Genomic DNA, 18,589 nt, shown 5'->3' with positions numbered 1-18,589 from the left:
CGCGCCGAGTGGTGTGAGGTCTTCGTTACGCGATCGTCACGGCTTTCGCCTGCCCTCGAAATCCGGCCCTCGTACCGTGAGGCCATGACGAACGATGACTGGGTGCCGCTCTGCTCGCTCGACGAGCTCGAACCGCTCTGGGGCGAGGCCGCGCTCGTCGGCGACCGCCAGGTGGCGCTGTTCCTGCTTCCCGACGGCAGCCTGCACGCCGTGAGCAATCGGTGCCCGGCCACCGGCTCCTACGTGATGTCGCGGGGCATCGTCGGGTCGAAGGGGGCCCGCAGCACCATCGCGTCGCCCCTGCACAAGCAGGTCTACGACCTCGCGACCGGCGAGTGCCTGAGCTCGCCCGACTACCTCCTGCCCACCTATCCCGTGCGGGTGCAGGCCGGAATCGTGCAGGTCGTGCTGGCCGAGGCAGCGTGAGCGCACCCGTGCTGCTGGCCGCCTCGCACGGCACGAGCGACCCGGCCGGGCAGGCCGCGGTCGCGGCCCTCGTGCGCGCGGTGGCGGATGCGCGCCCGGACACCGCCGTGCGCGGCAGCTTCGTCGACGTGCAGCAGCCGAGCGTGCCGCGCACCCTCGACGCGCTCGCCGTCGGCGTGCCGGCTGTGGTGGTGCCCCTGCTCCTCTCGGCGGGGTACCACGTTCACGTCGACCTGGCGGATGCCGCCCGCGAGGCCCTGCCGAGGCGGGTGACGGTCACCGGCGCGCTGGGTCCCGACGCCCGGATCACCCGAGTGCTCGCCGACCGCCTGTACGAGGCCGGGCTGTGCGACGGTGACCGGATCGTGCTCGCCGCGGCGGGCTCGAGCGACGCGGACGCCGTGGCCGACTGCCACGCGGTGGGGCGCGAGCTGTCGGTGCTGCTCGGCCGACCGGTGACGGTGGCCTTCATCTCGGCCGCCCAGCCCCGGCTCTCCTGCGCGGTCGCGGGCGCCAGGATCTCCGCGGGCGGAGCGCGCGTCATCGTGGCGACCTACCTGCTCGCGCCCGGCTATTTCGCCGGTCTCGCGCGCACCGCCGGGGCCGACCTGGTGACGGCACCGCTTCTGGCCGCCGGGGAGCAACCCCCGGACGGGCTCGTCGAGACGGTCATCGATCTCTACGAACGAGCCGTGGGCGGGAGCGCGGTGCTTTGTGACGAGCAGGTTACGGCGGCCTAACACCGGCCGCGCTCGCCGGTGACGACGCGGTGACCGAACGGTAACCGCAACGGCGGTCTCCCCGAAACACGGCCTCGCTAGCGTCGGAATCACTCACCGTCCGAAGTATCCCCTCTCCCCAAGGAGCGATCGATGACCACGACCACCGCCGCAACTCCCACAGCGACCACCGGCCAGACCGGGGCATCCGCCCTCGTGCACCGGCCGGGGCGCTGGATCGACAACTGGAACCCCGAGAACACCGAACAGTGGAACTCGGTGGGCAAGGCGATCGCCTCCCGCAACCTCCGGTGGTCGATCTTCGCCGAGTTTCTCGGCTTCATCGTCTGGCAGCTCTGGAGCATCGTCGTCGTGCAGCTGCCCGCCGCCGGATTCACCTTCGACACCGGCCAGATCTTCTGGCTCATCTCCATCCCGAGCCTCGTCGGCGCCACGCTCCGCTTCCCGTACACCTTCATGGTGCCGAGGTTCGGCGGCCGCAACTGGACGATGATCTCGGCGGCCCTGCTGCTCATCCCCGCGATCGCCCTCGGCATCGCGGTGGGCAACCCGTCGACTCCGTTCCCCGTCATGCTGCTCATCGCCGCGCTCGGCGGCTTCGGCGGAGGCAACTTCGCCAGCTCGATGTCGAACATCACGTTCTTCTACCCCCAGCGGGAGAAGGGCTACGCTCTCGGCCTCAACGCGGCCGGCGGCAACCTGGGAGTCTCGGTCGCCCAGATCGTGGTTCCGCTCGCGATCACCCTCGGCGCGGTCGGCACACTGAACCTGCCGCTCGCGGGCTGGATCTGGATCCCGTTCATCCTGCTGGCCATCTTCGGCGCGTACAAGTACATGGACAACCTGTCGAACGCGAAGTCGGACTTCGCCGCCTCCCTCGCCGCCGTGCGGGAACCCCACCTCTGGATCCTCGCCCTGCTCTACATCGGCACGTTCGGCTCCTTCATCGGCTTCGCGAGCGTGTTCCCCAAGCTCATCGCCGACCAGTTCCCGGCTTACTCCGCCCTGCACGTGGGTGCAGCCGCCATCTCTCTCGCCTTCCTCGGAGCTCTCGTCGGCTCCGTCTCGCGCCCCTTCGGCGGCAAGCTCGCCGACCGCTTCGGCGGAGCCGTCGTCACGGTCGCCGCCTTCGGCGTGATGGCGGTCGGCGCGCTCGCCGTGGTGTGGGTGCTCCCGGTGGGCAACTTCTGGGCCTTCCTCGGGGCGTTCCTGGTGATCTTCGTCGCCACCGGCGTGGGCAACGGATCCACCTACCGCATGATCCCGAGCGTGTTCGCCGCCCGAAGCGGGGTGCGGGACGCCCACCGCAACTCCGGCAGCGTCGACACCCAGCGCAAGACGGCGGCGGCCCTCGGCATCATCTCGGCCGTGGGAGCCTACGGCGGGTTCATCATCCCGCAGGTGCTCGGGCTGTCGAAGACCTCCACGGGGGACTACTCCAGCGCGATCTTCGGCTTCGTCGTGGCCTACCTCGTGCTCATGTCCATCACGGCGTTCTTCTACCTGCGTCGCGGCTCGTCGGTCGCCGGCCAGCGCGTCTGACCCCGACCGAGAGAGACACCACCATGAGCATCGCCCCGGCCGAGACCGCCACCGCGTCGCACTGCCCGTACTGCGCCCTGCAGTGCGCGATGACGCTCACGGACACGGCCGGGGCCATCTCGGTGGGTGCTCGCGACTTTCCCACCAACCGGGGCGGACTGTGCAAGAAGGGCTGGACATCCGCCGAGTTGCTCTCCTCTCCCGACCGCATCGTCGAACCGATGCTGCGCCATCCGGACGGTGGATTCGCCGCGGCGTCGTGGGAGGACGCCCTCGACCTCGTGGCCGACCGCCTCGCCGCCCTGCGCGCCGAGCACGGGGCAGACTCGGTCGGGGTGTTCGGCGGCGGCGGTCTCACCAACGAGAAGGCGTATCAGCTCGGCAAGTTCACCCGCGTCGCCCTGGGCTCGTCGCGGATCGACTACAACGGCAGGTTCTGCATGTCCTCCGCCGCGGCCGCCGGCAACCGCGCGTTCGGCCTCGACCGAGGCCTGCCCTTCCGGGTGGAGGACCTCGGCGCCGCGGAGACGATCCTCCTGCTCGGCAGCAACGTCGCCCAGACCATGCCGCCGTTCGTCGCGCACCTTGAGGGGGCGCGTGCCGCCGGCGGCCTCATCGTGGTGGACCCGCGGAGATCCGCGACCGCCAGGCTCACCGAGGACGGGGCCGGGATGCACGTCCAGCCCGCTGCGGGCACCGACCTCGCGCTGCTGCTCGGGCTCACACATCTCGTGATCGCGGAGAGGCTCGCCGACCGCGAGTACCTGGCCGCGCGCACGATCGGATTCGAGGCCCTGCGCCGCAGCGTCGGCGAGTGGTGGCCGGAGCGCACGCAGGAGCACACGGGGGTGCCGGTGTGGCAGCTGCGCGAGATCGCCCGTCGGCTCGCCGCGGGTCGCGGCACCTACATCCTCACCGGCCGGGGCGTCGAACAGCACGAGGACGGAACCGACACGGCCACCGCCGCCATCAACCTGAGCCTCGCGCTCGGACTCGTCGGCACCGCCCGCTCCGGCTACGGCACCCTCACCGGCCAGGGCAACGGCCAGGGCGGCCGCGAGCACGGCCAGAAGTGCGACCAGCTACCCGGTTACCGCAAGATCACCGACGGGGCGGCGCGCGCGCACGTCGCCGCGGTCTGGGGTGTCGACGCGCAGTCGTTGCCGGGACCGGGGCTTCCCGCGGTCGAGCTGCTCTCGTCCATGGGGCGGCCGGGCGGCATCCGTTGTCTGCTCGTGCACGGGTCGAACGTGGTCGTCTCCGCCCCCAACGCCTCCCGGGTGCGGGAGGGGCTCGCCGCGCTCGACTTCCTCGTGGTCTGCGACTTCTTCTTCTCCGAGACCGCGCAGTTCGCGGATGTCGTGCTTCCGGTCACCCAGTGGGCCGAGGAGGAGGGCACCATGACCTCCCTCGAGGGTCGCGTCATCCGCCGGCGCCGCGCGATCGACCCGCCGCCCGGGGTGCGTAGCGAACTCTGGATCTTCCGGGAACTGGCGAGGCGACTGGGTTCGCCGTCCACGTTCAGCGACGATCCGGCCGTCGTCTTCGACGAGCTGTGTCGCGCGTCGGAGGGGGGAATCGCCGACTACTCGGGCCTCAGCCACGAGCTTCTCGACTCCGGGGTTGCCGCCTACTGGCCGTATCCCACGGGGTCGGGCGGCACTCCGCGGCTGTTCCTCGATCGCTTCGCGCACGCCGACGGGCTGGCCAGGATCGTCGCGGTTCGCTCGCGATCCTCGGCGCGGCCGGAACCCGGCACCCTCACGCTGGTGACCGGACGGCTGCTCGAGCACTACCAGTCCGGGGCTCAGACCAGGCGCGTGCTGGAGCTCGCCGCCGCGCAGCCCGCCGCCCGGGTGCAGCTTCACCCGGCGACCGCCGACCGGCTCGCGATCATCGACGGGTCGGAGGTGGAACTGGCGAACGTCCGCGGCACCGTGCGCTGCGTCGCCGAGGTGACGCCCGACATCCGACCGGACACCGTGTTCCTGCCCTTCCATTTCGCCGGCGACGAGTGCGCCAACCTGCTCACGAGCGACGCGACCGACCCCGTCTCGGGGATGCCGGAGTTCAAGAAGACCATCGTCACGGTTCGCGCCGTGCAGAGGGAGTTGTCGAATGCCTGAACGCGTGGTGCTGGTGGGGTACGGGCCGGTCGGCGCGCGCTTCGTGGAGGAGCTGCTGCCCGCGGTGCGGGCGGGCGCGATCGACCTCACCGTCGTCGGGGCCGAGAGTTGTGAGGCCTACAACCGGGTGCTTGTGGCCGAGTTCGCCGTCGGACACACCGACCGCGAGTCGCTGGAGATCACCGACCCGCAAGAGGCACGCGACGCCGGGGTGCGGATCCTCACCGGGACGAGTGTCACGGCGATCAACCGCACCCGACAGACGGTGACCCTGGGCGCGGGCGACCAGCTGCCGTACGACCGGCTGGTGCTGGCCACCGGCGCCCGCGCGAACATCCCGACGCTCGACGGCGTCACCCGGCTTCGCCGCGACCGCACCAGGCCAGGCGCCGACCCGCAGACCCTCGATTCGGCCGACGCCCCGCTGCCGGGCGGGGTCACCGCCCTCCGGGACCTCGCCGACGCCGAGACGGTGCTGGCCGCCGTGCGGGCCGGGCAGCGCATCGTCGTGCTCGGGGCCGGGGTGCTCGGCATGGAGATCGCCCTGGCCGCGGCTCGGGCCGGAGCCGAGACCTGCGTCGTCTACCACGGCGAGACCCCGATGGCCAGAAGCCTCGACCGCGGAGCGGGCGCCACCCTCGCGCGGAGCGCCCGCCGAGCCGGCGTCGCCATGATCGATCATTCGAGGGCGGAGGGCATCCTGTTCCGCACGGCCGACGATGGGACGCAGCGCTTCGACGCCCTCCTCTGCGCCGACGGCAAGCAGATCGGCGGTGACCTGCTGCTGCTCTCCTGCGGTGTCGGCGCCCGCACCGAACTCGCCGCCCTCGCCGGGCTCGACGTGTCCGCCGGCATCCTCGTCGACGACACCCTGCAGAGCTGGGCCGATCCGCGGGTCTTCGCGATCGGCGACTGCGCCCACGTCGTCGCCCGTCCCCGGGAGGGTGCCGCGGCCGGAACGCCGGCGGGCGCGCCGTCCGGGTTGATCGGTCCGGGCTGGCGGCAGGCCGACTGGCTCGCCGCGCGGTTCCGCGACGAGGCGTCGCTGGCGCCGCTCGCCGAACGGGCCGCCTCCGTCGTGATGCTCAAGGCCGAGGGCGTGGATGTCGCGGCCGCCGGCGACGTTCGACGCGACCCGTGGGACACCGACACCGACCCCGGCGGGCGCGCCCACGCCGACGGCTGCGCGACATCGAGCGTGGCCCAATGGGCGGACCCCGAGCACGGGCGCTACGTGAAGATGGTGACGGTGGCCGGAATCCTCACCGGGTTCGTCTGTGTGGGGATGCCGCGCACGGCCGCCGAGCTCACCCTGCTCTTCGAGCGCGGAGGCGAGCTGCCCGCCGACCGCTCGGTGCTGCTGAGGTTCGACGGTCCTGACTACGTTCCGGCGAGCGGGGCGGACGCCTTCGCCCTGGACGCCACCGTCTGCTGGTGCAACGGAGTGACGGTGGGGGCCATTGCGGGCGCGGCGGAGGAGGGCAACACGACGGTGGCCTGCATTGGCTCGGCCACCCGCGCCGGCACCGGCTGCGGCGGCTGCAAGGGCAGAATCGGGGAGGTTCTGGAGCGCTTCGCGCCGGTGGGATGAGCCGGCGAGATGTCAACGCCGCACGAAGCGCCTAGGGTGAAAGCGTGACGCGACTCGAACTCGGCATTCCGGGCATTCGGCGCGATCCGGCGCGCATGCCGCCGACCCTCGGGCGACCGGATGTTCCCGGCCTGATCGACACCTTCGGCCGCGTCGCGCGCGACCTGCGCATCTCCATCACCGAGAAGTGTTCGCTGCGCTGCACGTACTGCATGCCGGAGCAGGGACTCCCGGCGATCGCCCGCGAAGACCTCCTCAGCGCGGTCGAGATCGCCCGCCTCGTCGGCATAGCGGTGCGCGACCTGGGAGTGCACGACATCCGCTTCACCGGCGGCGAACCGCTGATGCGCGCGGACCTGGTGGACATCATCCGGCTGTCGTCCGCCGTCGCCGGCGACGCCTCCATCTCGATGACGACCAACGGCATCGGGCTCGACCATCGCGTGCGCCAGCTCGTCGCCGCCGGCCTCACCAGACTGAACATCTCCCTCGACACGGTGGACCGCGACCACTTCGCCCGGCTGACCAGGCGCGACCGCCTCCCCGCGGTGTTCGCGGGCATCCAGGCGGCCAAGGAGGCGGGAGTCACCCCGCTCAAGATCAACGCGGTGCTCATGCGGGACACCCTCGCCGGTGCAGCCGACCTGCTCGAGTGGTCGCTCGCCAACGGGGTGCGGCTGCGCTTCATCGAGCAGATGCCGCTCGACGCCGACGAGGCCTGGGCCCGGGACAACATGGTGGATGCCGCGGAGCTGCTCGACGTGCTCGGCGCCCGGTTCTCCCTCAGCCAGCCGCATCGGGAGGACCCATCGGCCCCCGCCGAGGAGTGGATCGTCGACGGCTATTCACTGAACGGCGGGCCGGCCACCGTGGGCATCATAGCCTCCGTCACCCGCTCGTTCTGCGAGGCCTGCGACCGCACGCGCGTCACCGCGGAGGGCACCGTGCGGTCCTGCCTCTTCGGCGACGACGAGACGGACCTGCGCGGCCTGCTCCGCGACGGGTCGAGCGACCAGACGATCGCCGACTGGTGGCGTGCCGCCATGTGGGGCAAGCAGGCCGGGCACGGCATCAACGCGGCTGACTTCATCCGGCCCCTGCGCAGCATGGGAGCCATCGGTGGCTGACGGCGTGCGCGTTCGCTACTTCGCGGCGGCCGCGGAGGCCGCGGGGCGCGAGGAGGAGACCCTCGACGCCGTGCCGACGGTGGGGGAGCTGCGCGCGGTGTTGCTTGCGCGCTATGGCGACGCGATGTCGCGGGTGCTCGCGTCCGGGTCGTTCCTCGTCGACGGGGTCGTGAGCCGGGACGACTCCCGCACCCTGGGCGCTCGGGTGGACGTGCTGCCCCCCTTCGCCGGCGGCTGACCGGACCTCGCCGAGGCACCTTCTCCCGCCCTCCCCTTCCGAAATCCATGCGATCCGGGCGACAGGCCGCTCAACTTCGCATCCCGCTGGCGTGTCGCCGAGAAATGCATGGATTTCGGAAGGGTACGGAGGAGGGCTGCCCCGGTGGGTCCCTCGTGATCAGCGCCTCGGCGCGGGACGACGTTGGCCGGGCCGGCGGCGGTCTGGCGCCGGTCTGTGCCCCAGGAACGTGCATAACTCCTGCATTTAGCCGGCGCGAGCAACTGGAAGGCCCGGACCCGCTGGGCCAGAGGCGAGTCCGCGCGCGAATTGCCGGAGTTGTGCAGGCACGGCGGCAGCGAGCCCTCCAACCGTTCGCACCTTTGAGCTGCCGGGTGCGGTCTTCCGAAATCCATGCGATCCGGGCGACAGGCCGCTCAACTTTGCATCCCGCTGGCGTGTCGCCGAGAAATGCATGGATTTCGGAAGGGGGGGCGGGGCGAGGGCTAGAGGCCCACCCATTCCGTGGCGCCGTCGGCGAGGTGCTGGCGCTTCCAGATGGGCACCGTTGCCTTGATCAGCTCCACGAGCCGCTCGCAGGCCGCGAAGGCCTCGGCGCGGTGCGGGGCGGCGACCGCGGCGACGAGCGCGACGTCGCCGATGGCGAGGTGCCCCACCCGGTGGGCGGCCGCGACGGGAAGACCCGTCTCCGCCGACACGGTGCGGCAGCAGTCCTCGAGGAAGCGGGCGGCATCCGGATGTGCCTGGTATTCGAGCGAGGAGACCGAGAGCCCGTGGTCGTGGTCGCGCACGACGCCGCGGAAGGTCACCAGCGCTCCGTTCGCGTCCGAGAGAACGGAGTCCTCGATCGCGGCCGCGTCGAGCGGCTCGGCCGAGATGAGCGCCACGGCCTCAGGCATGCTGCCCACCGCCGGCGATCTGCGCGACGAGGTGGTCGAGCAGCCCATGGAGCACGGAGAGTCCGTCGCGCACGCCCCCGGGGGAGCCGGGGAGATTGACGATGACCGTGCCGTTTGCCGTGCCGGCGAGCCCGCGGCTGAGGGCCGCCGTGGGCGTGACGGCGAGTCCGGCGGCGCGGATGGCCTCGGCGACTCCCGGCAACTCGCGGTCGAGAAGCGCGCCGGTGGCCTCCGGCGTCTGGTCGGTGGGGCTGGCCCCGGTGCCGCCGGTGGTGATGATCACGCTGGGGGCGGTGGCGAGCACGCGGGAGAGCTCGGCAGCGATGCCCGCGTCGGGCACCACGGTCACCGCGTCGAGCGAATAGCCGTGCGCCTCGAGCCACGCCCCGATCACGGGCCCGGTCGTGTCGTCGCGAGTACCGGCGGCGCCGCCCGTCGACGCCACGACCACCGCTGCGGTGCCCGGCCGGAGAAGAGCGGCGCCGAGGGGAACCACGCCAGCGGACCCGTCGCGCGTCCAGTGCCCGCGCTTGCCGCCGGTCTTGTCCTCAAGCCGCACCTCACTGAGCACGGCCGCCGGATCCACGGCCTTCACCATGTCGTGCAGCGTGAGGCCCGCGATCGCCACGGCGGTGAGCGCCTCCATCTCGACCCCGGTCTGCCCGGTGGTCTTCGCCGTGGCGGTGATCAGGATGGCGTCCGCCGCGAACTCGAAGTCCACCGTCACCGAGGAGAGCGGCACCTGGTGACAGAGCGGGATGAGCTCACTGGTCTTCTTCGCCCCAGAGATGCCGGCGATGCGCGCGGTCGCCAGCACGTCCGCCTTGGGCAGGTCGTCCGCCCGCACCAGTGCCACGACGTCCGGGCGCACGATGAGTCGGCCGGTGGCCGTCGCCGTGCGCGCGGTCACCGCCTTCGCCCCGACATCCACCATGCGGGCGCGCCCGTCGGAGTCGACGTGGCTGAGTGAGCTCACAGCGTCCAGGTCTCGACGGAGTCGCCGTCGCCCAGCTCCGTGGTGTCCGCCGGAACGTCGATGAGCACGTCAGAGGCGGCGAGACCGGCGACGAGGTGCGAGCCCGGCCCGGCGACGACCTCGACGCGATCGCCGTCGACGACCTTGCCACGCAGGAACTGGCGCTTGCCCTCCACCGAGCTCACGTCCCCGACGAGAGTGAGCATGCGCTTCTGCGCGGCAGGCAGCAGGGAGGCCTCGCGCAGGAGCGGGGCGATGAAGACCTCGAACGAGATCTGGGTGCTCACCGGGTTGCCCGGGAAGCCGATCACCGGGATGCCGGCGATGTCCGCCGTGGCCTGCGGTCCACCCGGCTGCATGGCGATCTCGCCGACGGTGCCGCGGAGGAATCCGAGCAGTTCGCGCACCACCTCGTACTCGCCCTTGGAGATTCCGCCCGAGGTGATGATGATGTCGGAGGTGCTCGCGGCGTCCTGCAGGGCGGCGAGCAGGGCGTCGACGTCGTCGCCGACACGGGTCGCGATCGTCACCTCGGCCCCAACCGACCGCAGCGCGGCGGAGAGGGCGACGAGGTTGGAGTCGTAGATCTCGCCGAGCTCGACCTCGCGACCGGGGCGCACGAGTTCGGCACCCGTGGTGACGACGGCGACTCGCGGTCGAACGACCACGTCGACGCTGGAGAGTCCGGCAGCGGCGAGGGCGGCGAGGTGTCGCGGGGCGAGGCGGATGCCGGCCGGCAGCAGTTGGTCGCCCTCGTGGAGGTCGCTTCCGCGTTCGCGCACGTACTCGCCGGCGTCGCGGGAGTGGGCGACGGTGACCGAGTCGCCCTCGCCGTCGGTGTCTTCGAGGGGCACCACGGCATCCGCGCCCTCCGGCACGACCGCTCCGGTCATGATCCGAACGACGGTGCCCGGCTCGAGGGCGCCCGGCGTGGTGGCGCGGGCGGCGATCTCGCCGACCACCGGCAGGGTCACGGGCACGGTCGCGACATCCGAGGACAGCACGGCGAAGCCGTCCATCTGGGCGTTGCGGAAGAGGGGGAGGTCGACCGGGGAGAGCACGACGGCCGCCGTGATCCGGTCGAGGGCATCCGCGAGAAGCACGGTCTCCGTGCCGCGCTTGGCGAGGGCCGGCTCGAGAAGGGCGCGCACCAGCTCCGCGTGTTCGTCGACCGTTGTTGCGAGCAGTTCTTGCGTGTTCATGATCAGTACCGTCTCATATCGGGGTCGATTAGTCGCGACCATGCATCGATTCCGCCGTCGAGGTGGCGCGCGGTGGTGAAGCCATTGTTCTTCAGGATCTCGAGCGCTCGGGCGGATCGGGCACCGAGGTGACAGTAGATTACGACGGATTCGGCCGAGCGCAAGTCGCGGATCGCACTCTCGAGCGATCCGAGAGGAACGAGGAGCGATCCGGGCAGGCTCGCGATGTCGGCCTCCCACGGTTCGCGCACGTCGAGCAGGGTGACGGCCGCCCCCGCCTCGAGCTCGGCGGCGAGCTCGGCGACCGTGATGGTGTCCGGCGTCGGCGCCGTGCCGCAGAACAGCTCGTAGTCGATGAGGGCGTCGATGGATGCGCCGCTCGGATCCCGGGCGTAGGCCAGCTCGCGGAAGCCGCCGGTGAGCGCGTCGAAGGTGGTGACCCGGCCGATCAGGGGCGTGCCGATGCCCGTGATGATCTTGATCGCCTCGGTTGCCATGATCGACCCGATCATCGAGCACACGGTGGGCAGCACGCCGCCGGCCTCGCAGGAGAGCACGGATCCGGGCGGCGGAGGGCTGGGAAAGAGGTCGCGGTACTGCGGCCCCTTCTCGGCCCAGGCGACCCCCGCCTGGCCGGCGTACTGCGAGACGGCGCCCCAGACGAGCGGGATGCCGCTGATGGCCGCGGCGTCGTTGGCGAGATACCTCGTGGCGAAGTTGTCGCTGCCGTCGATCACGAGGTCGACGTCGGCGAAGAGGGCGAGGGCGTTCGCCGCCGTGAGGCGCACCTCGTGCACACCGACGGCGACGGAGGGGTCGACGGCGGCGACCGCGTCGGCCGCGGAGCGTGCCTTGGGGCGTCCGACATCCGCGAGGCCGTGGATGTGCTGGCGGTGCAGGTTGCTGAGTTCGACGGTGTCGTCGTCGACGATCACGAGAGTGCCGACTCCGGCGGCGGCGAGGGCGGGGATCACCGAGCTGCCGAGGCCCCCGGCGCCGATCACCAGAACTCGGGCCGCGCGCAGGCGTTCCTGCGACGTTCGGCCGAATCCCGGGAGCGCGATCTGCCGGGCGTAGCGCGTCGCCGAGGTTTCCACGAGCGATTCCTGCATACCCCCGATTCTGTCAGGTGCCGCGGGACGCCGATGAAAATACGCAAAAGCGGGGATAAGCTGGCGTCTGTGTCTCAAATACGGATAAAAGACGCCGCGCAGTTTCTCGCGGTGAGCGACGACACCGTGCGTCGCTGGATCGACGCCGGCACCCTCGAAAGCGGCAAGGACGACTCGGGGCGCACCGTGGTCGACGGACTCTCCCTCGCCACGCTGGCCCGGGAGAACGCGGTGCTCGCCGCCGACACCTCCGGAATCGGGCGCTCCGCGCGCAACCGCTTCGTGGGCCTCGTGACCAAGGTGACCATGGACACGGTGATGGCGCAGGTCGAGATCCAGTGCGGACCGCACCGAGTCGTCTCCCTGCTCAGCAGCGAGGCGGTGCGCGAACTCGGGCTCGAGCCGGGAAGCGTCGCGATCGCCGTCGTCAAGGCGACGAGCGTGATCGTGGAGACCCCGACGGCGAAGGCCTGACATGACAACCCGAACCCGCAGCATCCTCGCGGCCATCGTCGCGGCCACCGTGATCCTCGGAGCCTCCGCGTGCTCCGCGTCGACCCCCGCCGCCCCGGCCACCAGCACCAACACCTCCCCGCCGCTCAGCGGCTCGATCACGGTCTTCGCCGCGGCCTCGCTCAAGGGCACCTTCACCGAGCTCGCGAATCGCTTCAAGGCGAAGCACCCCGGCACGACCGTGAGCCTGAGCTTCGCCGGTTCCTCCGATCTGGCCACCCAGATCACCGCGGGCGCCCCGGCCGACGTCTTCGCCTCGGCCGACACCAAGAACATGGCGAAGCTCACGGCCGCGGGCCTCGTCGACGGCGAGCCCGTCGACTTCGCCACGAACACCCTCGAGATCGCCGTGCCCCCGGCCAACCCGGCCGCGATCGCGAGCCTCGCCGACCTGGCCAGGCCCGGGGTCAAGACCGTGGTCTGCCAGGCACAGGTGCCGTGCGGATCGACGACCGTCGCCGTGGAGAAGGCCGCCGGCGTGACGATCAGACCGGTGAGCGAGGAGCTCTCGGTGACCGACGTGCTGGGCAAGGTGTCATCGGGGGAGGCGGATGCCGGACTCGTCTACGTCACGGACGTGAAGGCGGCCGGGGCGAGCGTCACGGGCATCCCGTTTCCCGAGTCTGCGAAGGCCGTGAACACCTACCCGATCGCGGCGCTCACCGCCGGCGCGAGGCCCGCGGTGGCCGCGGCCTTCGTGCAGTTCGTGGTCGGCACGACCGGACGCTTGGTGCTCGCGGCGGCCGGCTTTGGCTCGCCCTAGCGCGGCCGGGCGGCGCGGCCGCCCGGGGTTCGACACGATCCCGCGCTGGGTGGTCGCGGTCGCGGCGGTCGGCGCGCTCTTCGTGCTCCTGCCCCTCGTCGCGATGGCCACCCGGGTGGACTGGGCGAACTTCCTCGCCCTGGTCACCTCCGAGTCATCCGTCGCGGCGCTGCTGCTGAGCCTGCGCACCTCGGTCGCGGCGACGGCGCTCTGCGTGCTGCTCGGCGTTCCGATGGCGCTCGTGCTCGCCCGCACGACCTTCCGTGGGCAGCGCCTCCTGCGCACCCTCGTGCTGCTGCCCCTCGTGCTGCCTCCCGTGATCGGCGGAATCGCGCTGCTCGCCGCGTTCGGCCGGCAGGGGCTGCTGGGCCACACCCTGGAGCTGGTCGGCATCCGGATCGCCTTCTCCACGACCGCCGTCGTGCTCGCCCAGACCTTCGTGGCGCTTCCCTTCCTCGTGCTGAGTCTCGAGGGAGCCCTGCGCGTCGCCGGCACCCGCTACGAGGCCGTGGCAGCCACCCTGGGCGCGCGGCCGACCACGGTGCTGCGGCGCATCACCCTTCCGCTCGTGCTGCCCGCCCTGCTCTCCGGCGCCGTGCTCTCCTTCGCGCGGGCGCTCGGCGAGTTCGGGGCCACCCTCACCTTCGCCGGGAGCCTGCAGGGAGTGACCCGCACCCTGCCGCTCGAGATCTACCTGCAGCGGGAGACCGATCCGAACGCCGCCGTCGCGCTCTCCCTCGTGCTGGTCGTGGTGTCGGTCGTCGTCGTGGCGCTGACCCTGCGCACCGTGCCCGGGCGCGCGGGTGCGTCGTGACCCTCGCCTTCAGCGCCACGCTCGCGGCCCGCGGATTCGACGTGACGCTCGACGTGGCGCGGGGTGAGACGGTGGCGATCCTCGGTCCGAACGGTGCAGGCAAGTCGACGGCGCTCCAGATCATCGCGGGCCTGCTGCGGCCGGACTCCGGCCACGCCGAGTGGGACGGCACCGCGCTGTTCCGCCTCGACGGCGGGCCGCGCGGAGCCTGGCTGCCGCCGCACCGCCGCGGCGTCTCGCTCCTCGCCCAGGACGCGCTCCTCTTTCCCCACCTGTCGGCGCTGGACAACGTCGCGTTCGGGCCGAGGAGCGCCGGGGCGGGATCGGATGCCGCGAGGGCCACGGCCAGAACCTGGCTCGCCGAGGTGGAGGCCTCCGATCTCGCCGCGGTGCGCCCGGGCAGGCTCTCCGGCGGGCAGGCCCAGCGCGTGGCCATCGCCCGGGCGCTCGCCGCCGACCCGAACCTGCTGCTGCTCGACGAGCCGCTCGCTGCCCTGGACGCCGCCGTCGCGCCGACGATCCGGCGGATGCTGCGCCGGGTGCTGGCGGGTCGCACCGCGATCGTGGTGACCCACGAGGTGCTCGATGCACTCACCCTCGCCGACCGGGTGGTGGTGATGAACCGCGGCGTGGTGGTCGAGACGGGCCAGACCCGCGAGGTGCTCGAACGCCCGCGTCATCCGTTCACCGCCGAGCTTGCCGGGCTCAATCTCGTTGTCGGCAGCCGCACGGCCGGGGGGCTGGCGGCCGACTGGGGCGAGCTCGTCGCCCCCGCGGCCCCGATGGTGCGGGGCGACGCGGTCTCGGCCGCCATCCGGCCCTCGGCGATCGACGTCTCGCGGCACGGCCAGCCCGGCCGGGACAACAGCGTTCCGGTGACCGTGATCGACCTCGAGCCGCGCGGCGACTCGATCCGGGTTCGTGCAGACTCGCTCTCGGCCGACGTGTCGCCCGGGCGGGCGGCGGCCCTCGATCTCGCCCCGGGGGACCGGGTGTTTTTCGGCTTCGACGGCCAAGACGTGAGCCTTTATGCCTCGGAGCGGCCCACGACCCTTCGGTAGTCTGTGCTGCACGCAGGTTCTAGGCCTCGAAGGGACGGTGGGCAATGCCGCACACGCTGGCGCTCCAGCCCGGCCAGGGACCGATCCGATCGGCGACCTACCTGCCGGCCGACCCGTCGGCGGTGCTCTGGGGACGCCTCCCGTGCGCGACGGACAGCCCGGTGCTGACGATCGACCCCGGCACCGAGGTGACGATCGACACCATCAGCCACGAGGGCGTGCTCGAAGACCAGGGGCGGGATCCGGTCGCCTTCTTCGGGGGATTCGGCGTGCGGCGCGAGGACGTGCTCCTGGACGCGATCGCGCTCGCCGCCTCCGATCATCCGCGGGATCCGGCGATCGACGGCCCGCATGTGGTGACCGGCCCCATCCACGTGCGCGGAGCCGTGCCGGGGGACCTGCTCGCGATCACCGTGCTCGAGACCCTGCCGCGCGTGCCGTACGGCGTGGTGTCGAACCGGCACGGCCGGGGAGCCCTGCCCGGCGAGTACCCGCTCGCCGCCGGCACGGTCAGCGTGTTCGCCGCGGTCGACGGCGAGCACGGCACCCTGCCGCGGGTTCACGGCGGGGCGCACTCGGTGCGGTTTCCGCTCGCGCCCTTCCTCGGCATCATGGGAGTGGCGGTGGCCGGGGGCTCGCGACCGCACTCGGTGCCGCCGGGCGCGCACGGCGGCAACATCGACATCAACCTGCTCACCGTGGGCAGCACTCTCTACCTGCCCGTGCAGGTGGCCGGGGCTCTCGCCTACGTGGGAGACCCGCACTTCGCGCAGGGCGACGGCGAGGTGGCGCTCACCGCGATGGAGGCGTCGCTGCGGGCAACACTGCGGTTCGACGTGCTCTCCGAGGCCGACGCGCTCGAACGGTTCGGCCGCCAGGTGGGCCCGCTCGCCGAAACGGCCGATTTGCTGATACCGACGGGTCTAAGCCCCGATCTGGACGAAGCGGTGCAGAATTGCGTGCGGGCCGCCATCGGCCTGCTGCAGGCGCGATACGGCATGGATGCTGCCCACGCCTACGCCTACCTGAGTGCAGCAACCGACTTCAACATTTCCCAAGTGGTCGATCTCGTCAAGGGTGCGCACGCGCGCATCAGAAAGGGAGATTTTCATGACTGACGTGCGAGTTTCCATCCCCAGCGACGCCGAGGAGCCGAGCGGTCTGCTCGACGCCTTCTGGGACTACGAGCGAGCCCTCACCGAAAACGACGTCGACGCTCTCGACGCGCTCTTCGCCCCCGGTCCCGACACCCTGCGCGGCGATGCCGGAGGCTTGCTCGTCGGGCACGACGCGATCGCCGCCTTCCGTCGTGGACGGGCGGCCGCCCCGAAGCGGCAGATCCTGGAGGTGCGCGTGCTGCCGGTCGGCGACGACGCCGCCCTCGTCGTGGCCGTCACGGCCCCGGCCGACGGCGGCCGAGGCCAGCAGACCCAGTTGTGGACGCGCGCGGATGGCGAGTGGCTCATCCAGGCGGCCCAGGTCAGCGTGCCCGCGCCGGCGATCGCCGCCACCACCTGGCGGATCGTCGGCGACCCGCTCGTCGAGGGTGCGGCATCCGGTCCGCTCTCCGGCCACCGGGTGGCCGTCAAGGACCTCTTCGACGTCGTCGGCTTCCCCGTGGGCGCCGGCGTGCCCCAGTACCTCGCCGAGAGCCCCCGCGTCGTCACGAACGCGACGGCCGTGACCGCGCTCCTGGCCGCCGGGGCGAGCGTGCAGGGCATCGCCCGCACCGACGAATTCGCCTACAGCCTGTCCGGACTCAACGCGCACTACGGCGCCCCGCAGAACCCCGCGGTCGTCGGGGCGATCCCCGGCGGCTCGTCGAGCGGCCCGGCCACCGCGGTCTCGAACGGCCAGTCCTCAATCGGCCTCGGCACAGACACGGGCGGCTCGATTCGGGTGCCCGCCTCCTACCAGGGCCTCTGGGGCCTGCGCACCACCCACGGCTCGGTGAGCCGCGACGGCCTGCTCGGCCTGTCGCCCACGTTCGACACCGTCGGCTGGCTCACCAGCGACGGAGCGACGCTTCGGGCCGCCGCCTCCGCGTCGCTCGCCGGCGCGCCGCGCGTCTCGGCCGAGTCGCGCTTCGCGGTGGCCCCGAGGCTGACCGCCGTCGCGGGCGACGAGGTGCGCTCGGCGTTCGAGGACGCGCTCGCCGCGCTCGCCGCCGCCGACTTCACCGACGACATCCTCTCGATCGAGCTGCCGGACTCCGACGACCTGCTCGAGATCTTCCGCACCGTGCAGGCCGCAGAGGCCTGGCACACCCACGGCGCGTGGATCGAGGCGCACCCTGGCGCTCTCGGCGACGACGTGGCCGAACGATTCGCCTTCGCGAAGTCGATCGACGCCGAGACCGAGGAATTCGCCCGCCAGGCCCTCGGGCTCGCGCGGGAGCGCATCGACTCCGTGCTCGGCGACCGCATCCTGCTCCTGCCGTCCGCGTCATCCGCCGCCCCGCTCGTGGACGCGGGCGCCGAGGAGCTCGAGCGGGCCAGGTCGAGCACGCTCCGCCTCACCTGCATCGCCGGTCTCGCCGGGCGTCCGGCGCTGAGCGTGCCGGTGCTCTCCGTGGCATCACCGACGTCGTGCGCCGCGCCCGTGGGGTTCGGCCTCGTCGGCCCGGTGCACAGCGATCTCTCGCTGATCGACGTGGGGGTCGCGCTCGCGCTCAGCCTCGGCTAGCTGCACTGCCCAGGGACTCCGATGGTGGTGCCCCGCGGACTGCAGTTGTGCAGGTCGGGTTGTGCAGGACGGCGCCGCCGTCCACGGGTGCACGCCCCGCAGACTCCCGTTGTGCAGGACACCGCCGACCGACGAGGGCGGCACAGCAGAGGGCCCGCCGCGGCCATACGCGAACATCCGTGACGGTGTCTGGAGTCACAGCTGCGTCAGCGTGGGACACGAGCACCTCGCTCAACTAGCGGGAGAAGATCGCCGAACCGCTCTCCATGTCGATCGGCAGCGAGGTGTGCTCGTGCACGACCCTCCAGGCGCCGTCCGTGCGCCGCAGACCGATGCTCAGGCGGTTGGTCATGGCGCGCTGGCGCTCGCCGGTCGCGGAGATGCCCGTGAAGGTCACCGCCGCGTGCCCGAACGCCACGTCGTCCCCGACGGTCGACCGCAGATCGGCGAAGCCGACCTCGACAGTCTCGTCGCCGAGCGACTCGAACCAGCCGGTGGCCATCGCGCGCCACTCGTCGATTCCGGAGTACTGCCACTGGCCCCAGGAATCGAAGATGTGCACATCGTCGTCGTAGATCGCGGCGAACGCGTCGACGTCCTTGGCGTTGACCGCTGCGGCATAGGCGGCCAGTGCTCGGCCGACCGGGGTGTCTTCGAGGCTCATGCGGACACCATACTCCGGGGCCGCCCGTCGCGAGAAAACGTCGCGTAGCGAGCGATCGGTCGGCCGCTTGCGCCGGATCCGATCGTAGTGGCGAAGGCCATCGGCCGGGC

General features: G+C 71.9%; 18 protein-coding genes. 13 read left to right on the top strand and 5 right to left on the bottom strand.

Annotated features, from left to right (window positions below; genetic code table 11):
- Positions 1-84: 84 nt before the first annotated feature.
- The 7 genes from nirD to ACHZD8_RS05435 all read left to right on the top strand — a co-directional run bounded on the left by nirD (position 85) and on the right by ACHZD8_RS05435 (position 7,790).
- Positions 85-426 carry a nitrite reductase small subunit NirD gene (nirD, locus tag ACHZD8_RS05465; RefSeq protein WP_394769153.1) on the top strand — a complete coding sequence of 114 codons (342 nt, stop codon included), beginning with the start codon at positions 85-87 and terminating at the stop codon, positions 424-426.
- Positions 423-1,166: a sirohydrochlorin chelatase gene (locus ACHZD8_RS05460; protein WP_394769152.1), complete on the top strand. Its 744-nt coding sequence runs from the start codon at positions 423-425 to the stop codon at positions 1,164-1,166. The genes nirD and ACHZD8_RS05460 overlap by 4 nt, the downstream gene beginning before the upstream one ends.
- 132 nt (positions 1,167-1,298) lie before the next feature.
- Positions 1,299-2,708, top strand: a complete 1,410-nt coding sequence (locus ACHZD8_RS05455) for an MFS transporter (protein ID WP_394769151.1) — start codon at positions 1,299-1,301, stop codon at positions 2,706-2,708.
- Positions 2,709-2,731: 23 nt separating this feature from the next.
- On the top strand, positions 2,732-4,834 hold the full coding sequence (locus ACHZD8_RS05450; RefSeq protein WP_394769150.1) for a molybdopterin oxidoreductase family protein: 2,103 nt from the start codon (positions 2,732-2,734) through the stop codon (positions 4,832-4,834).
- Entirely contained in the window at positions 4,827-6,425 is a 1,599-nt protein-coding gene (locus ACHZD8_RS05445; protein ID WP_394769149.1) for an FAD-dependent oxidoreductase, read from the top strand. Before ACHZD8_RS05450 ends, ACHZD8_RS05445 begins: the two co-directional genes overlap by 8 nt.
- Before the next feature lie 44 nt (positions 6,426-6,469).
- Positions 6,470-7,552, top strand: a complete 1,083-nt coding sequence (moaA, locus tag ACHZD8_RS05440; protein ID WP_394769148.1) for a GTP 3',8-cyclase MoaA — start codon at positions 6,470-6,472, stop codon at positions 7,550-7,552.
- Complete coding sequence (locus tag ACHZD8_RS05435; protein WP_394769147.1) at positions 7,545-7,790, top strand: MoaD/ThiS family protein; 246 nt, start codon at positions 7,545-7,547, stop codon at positions 7,788-7,790. Before moaA ends, ACHZD8_RS05435 begins: the two co-directional genes overlap by 8 nt.
- A 485-nt stretch (positions 7,791-8,275) precedes the next feature.
- Here the strand turns inward: ACHZD8_RS05435 and ACHZD8_RS05430 are convergent, their stop codons facing one another.
- The 4 genes from ACHZD8_RS05430 to ACHZD8_RS05415 are packed head-to-tail and all read right to left on the bottom strand — an operon-like array spanning position 8,276 to position 11,979.
- Positions 8,276-8,689: a molybdenum cofactor biosynthesis protein MoaE gene (locus ACHZD8_RS05430; protein WP_394769146.1), complete on the bottom strand. Its 414-nt coding sequence runs from the start codon at positions 8,687-8,689 to the stop codon at positions 8,276-8,278.
- Entirely contained in the window at positions 8,682-9,665 is a 984-nt protein-coding gene (gene moaCB, locus ACHZD8_RS05425; RefSeq protein WP_394769145.1) for a bifunctional molybdenum cofactor biosynthesis protein MoaC/MoaB, read from the bottom strand. Before moaCB ends, ACHZD8_RS05430 begins: the two co-directional genes overlap by 8 nt.
- Positions 9,662-10,867, bottom strand: a complete 1,206-nt coding sequence (gene glp / locus ACHZD8_RS05420; protein ID WP_394769144.1) for a gephyrin-like molybdotransferase Glp — start codon at positions 10,865-10,867, stop codon at positions 9,662-9,664. Before glp ends, moaCB begins: the two co-directional genes overlap by 4 nt.
- 2 nt (positions 10,868-10,869) lie before the next feature.
- Positions 10,870-11,979 (bottom strand): ThiF family adenylyltransferase, encoded by a 1,110-nt coding sequence (locus tag ACHZD8_RS05415; RefSeq protein ID WP_394769142.1) that lies wholly within the window; start codon positions 11,977-11,979, stop codon positions 10,870-10,872.
- 69 nt (positions 11,980-12,048) lie between these two features.
- Between ACHZD8_RS05415 and ACHZD8_RS05410 the strand changes: the two genes are divergently transcribed.
- From ACHZD8_RS05410 to ACHZD8_RS05385, 6 genes are read left to right on the top strand one after another with little or no spacing between them, the layout of a single operon-like run.
- Positions 12,049-12,453, top strand: a complete 405-nt coding sequence (locus ACHZD8_RS05410) for a molybdopterin-binding protein (RefSeq protein WP_394769141.1) — start codon at positions 12,049-12,051, stop codon at positions 12,451-12,453.
- A gap of 1 nt (position 12,454) precedes the next feature.
- Entirely contained in the window at positions 12,455-13,255 is an 801-nt protein-coding gene (modA, locus tag ACHZD8_RS05405; protein WP_394769140.1) for a molybdate ABC transporter substrate-binding protein, read from the top strand.
- Positions 13,242-14,069 (top strand): ABC transporter permease, encoded by an 828-nt coding sequence (locus tag ACHZD8_RS05400; RefSeq protein WP_394769138.1) that lies wholly within the window; start codon positions 13,242-13,244, stop codon positions 14,067-14,069. The genes modA and ACHZD8_RS05400 overlap by 14 nt, the downstream gene beginning before the upstream one ends.
- Positions 14,066-15,130, top strand: coding sequence for a sulfate/molybdate ABC transporter ATP-binding protein (locus tag ACHZD8_RS05395; protein ID WP_394769137.1), 1,065 nt, complete (start codon positions 14,066-14,068; stop codon positions 15,128-15,130). Before ACHZD8_RS05400 ends, ACHZD8_RS05395 begins: the two co-directional genes overlap by 4 nt.
- Positions 15,131-15,174: 44 nt before the next feature.
- Positions 15,175-16,248, top strand: coding sequence for an acetamidase/formamidase family protein (locus tag ACHZD8_RS05390; protein ID WP_394769135.1), 1,074 nt, complete (start codon positions 15,175-15,177; stop codon positions 16,246-16,248).
- Positions 16,241-17,815 carry an AtzH-like domain-containing protein gene (locus tag ACHZD8_RS05385; protein WP_394769134.1) on the top strand — a complete coding sequence of 525 codons (1,575 nt, stop codon included), beginning with the start codon at positions 16,241-16,243 and terminating at the stop codon, positions 17,813-17,815. The genes ACHZD8_RS05390 and ACHZD8_RS05385 overlap by 8 nt, the downstream gene beginning before the upstream one ends.
- A gap of 235 nt (positions 17,816-18,050) precedes the next feature.
- Here ACHZD8_RS05385 and ACHZD8_RS05380 read toward each other — a convergent pair whose 3' ends face one another.
- Positions 18,051-18,479 (bottom strand): YybH family protein, encoded by a 429-nt coding sequence (locus tag ACHZD8_RS05380; protein WP_394769133.1) that lies wholly within the window; start codon positions 18,477-18,479, stop codon positions 18,051-18,053.
- Positions 18,480-18,589: the final 110 nt, after the last annotated feature.

It is taken from the genome of Lacisediminihabitans sp. (assembly GCF_043726815.1).
Lineage (GTDB): Bacteria > Actinomycetota > Actinomycetes > Actinomycetales > Microbacteriaceae > Lacisediminihabitans.
Note: the sequence above shows the minus strand (reverse complement) of the source record. Positions and strands in the feature narration are given on the sequence as shown.

Coding starts and splice junctions, on each gene's coding strand:
- nirD (WP_394769153.1), top strand. CDS start 85: ATGACGAACGATGACTGGGTGCCGCTCTGCTCGCTCGACGAGCTCGAA.
- ACHZD8_RS05455 (WP_394769151.1), top strand. CDS start 1,299: ATGACCACGACCACCGCCGCAACTCCCACAGCGACCACCGGCCAGACC.
- ACHZD8_RS05450 (WP_394769150.1), top strand. CDS start 2,732: ATGAGCATCGCCCCGGCCGAGACCGCCACCGCGTCGCACTGCCCGTAC.
- ACHZD8_RS05445 (WP_394769149.1), top strand. CDS start 4,827: ATGCCTGAACGCGTGGTGCTGGTGGGGTACGGGCCGGTCGGCGCGCGC.
- ACHZD8_RS05430 (WP_394769146.1), bottom strand. CDS start 8,689: ATGCCTGAGGCCGTGGCGCTCATCTCGGCCGAGCCGCTCGACGCGGCC.
- glp (WP_394769144.1), bottom strand. CDS start 10,867: ATGAACACGCAAGAACTGCTCGCAACAACGGTCGACGAACACGCGGAG.
- ACHZD8_RS05415 (WP_394769142.1), bottom strand. CDS start 11,979: ATGCAGGAATCGCTCGTGGAAACCTCGGCGACGCGCTACGCCCGGCAG.
- modA (WP_394769140.1), top strand. CDS start 12,455: ATGACAACCCGAACCCGCAGCATCCTCGCGGCCATCGTCGCGGCCACC.
- ACHZD8_RS05390 (WP_394769135.1), top strand. CDS start 15,175: ATGCCGCACACGCTGGCGCTCCAGCCCGGCCAGGGACCGATCCGATCG.
- ACHZD8_RS05385 (WP_394769134.1), top strand. CDS start 16,241: ATGACTGACGTGCGAGTTTCCATCCCCAGCGACGCCGAGGAGCCGAGC.
- ACHZD8_RS05380 (WP_394769133.1), bottom strand. CDS start 18,479: ATGAGCCTCGAAGACACCCCGGTCGGCCGAGCACTGGCCGCCTATGCC.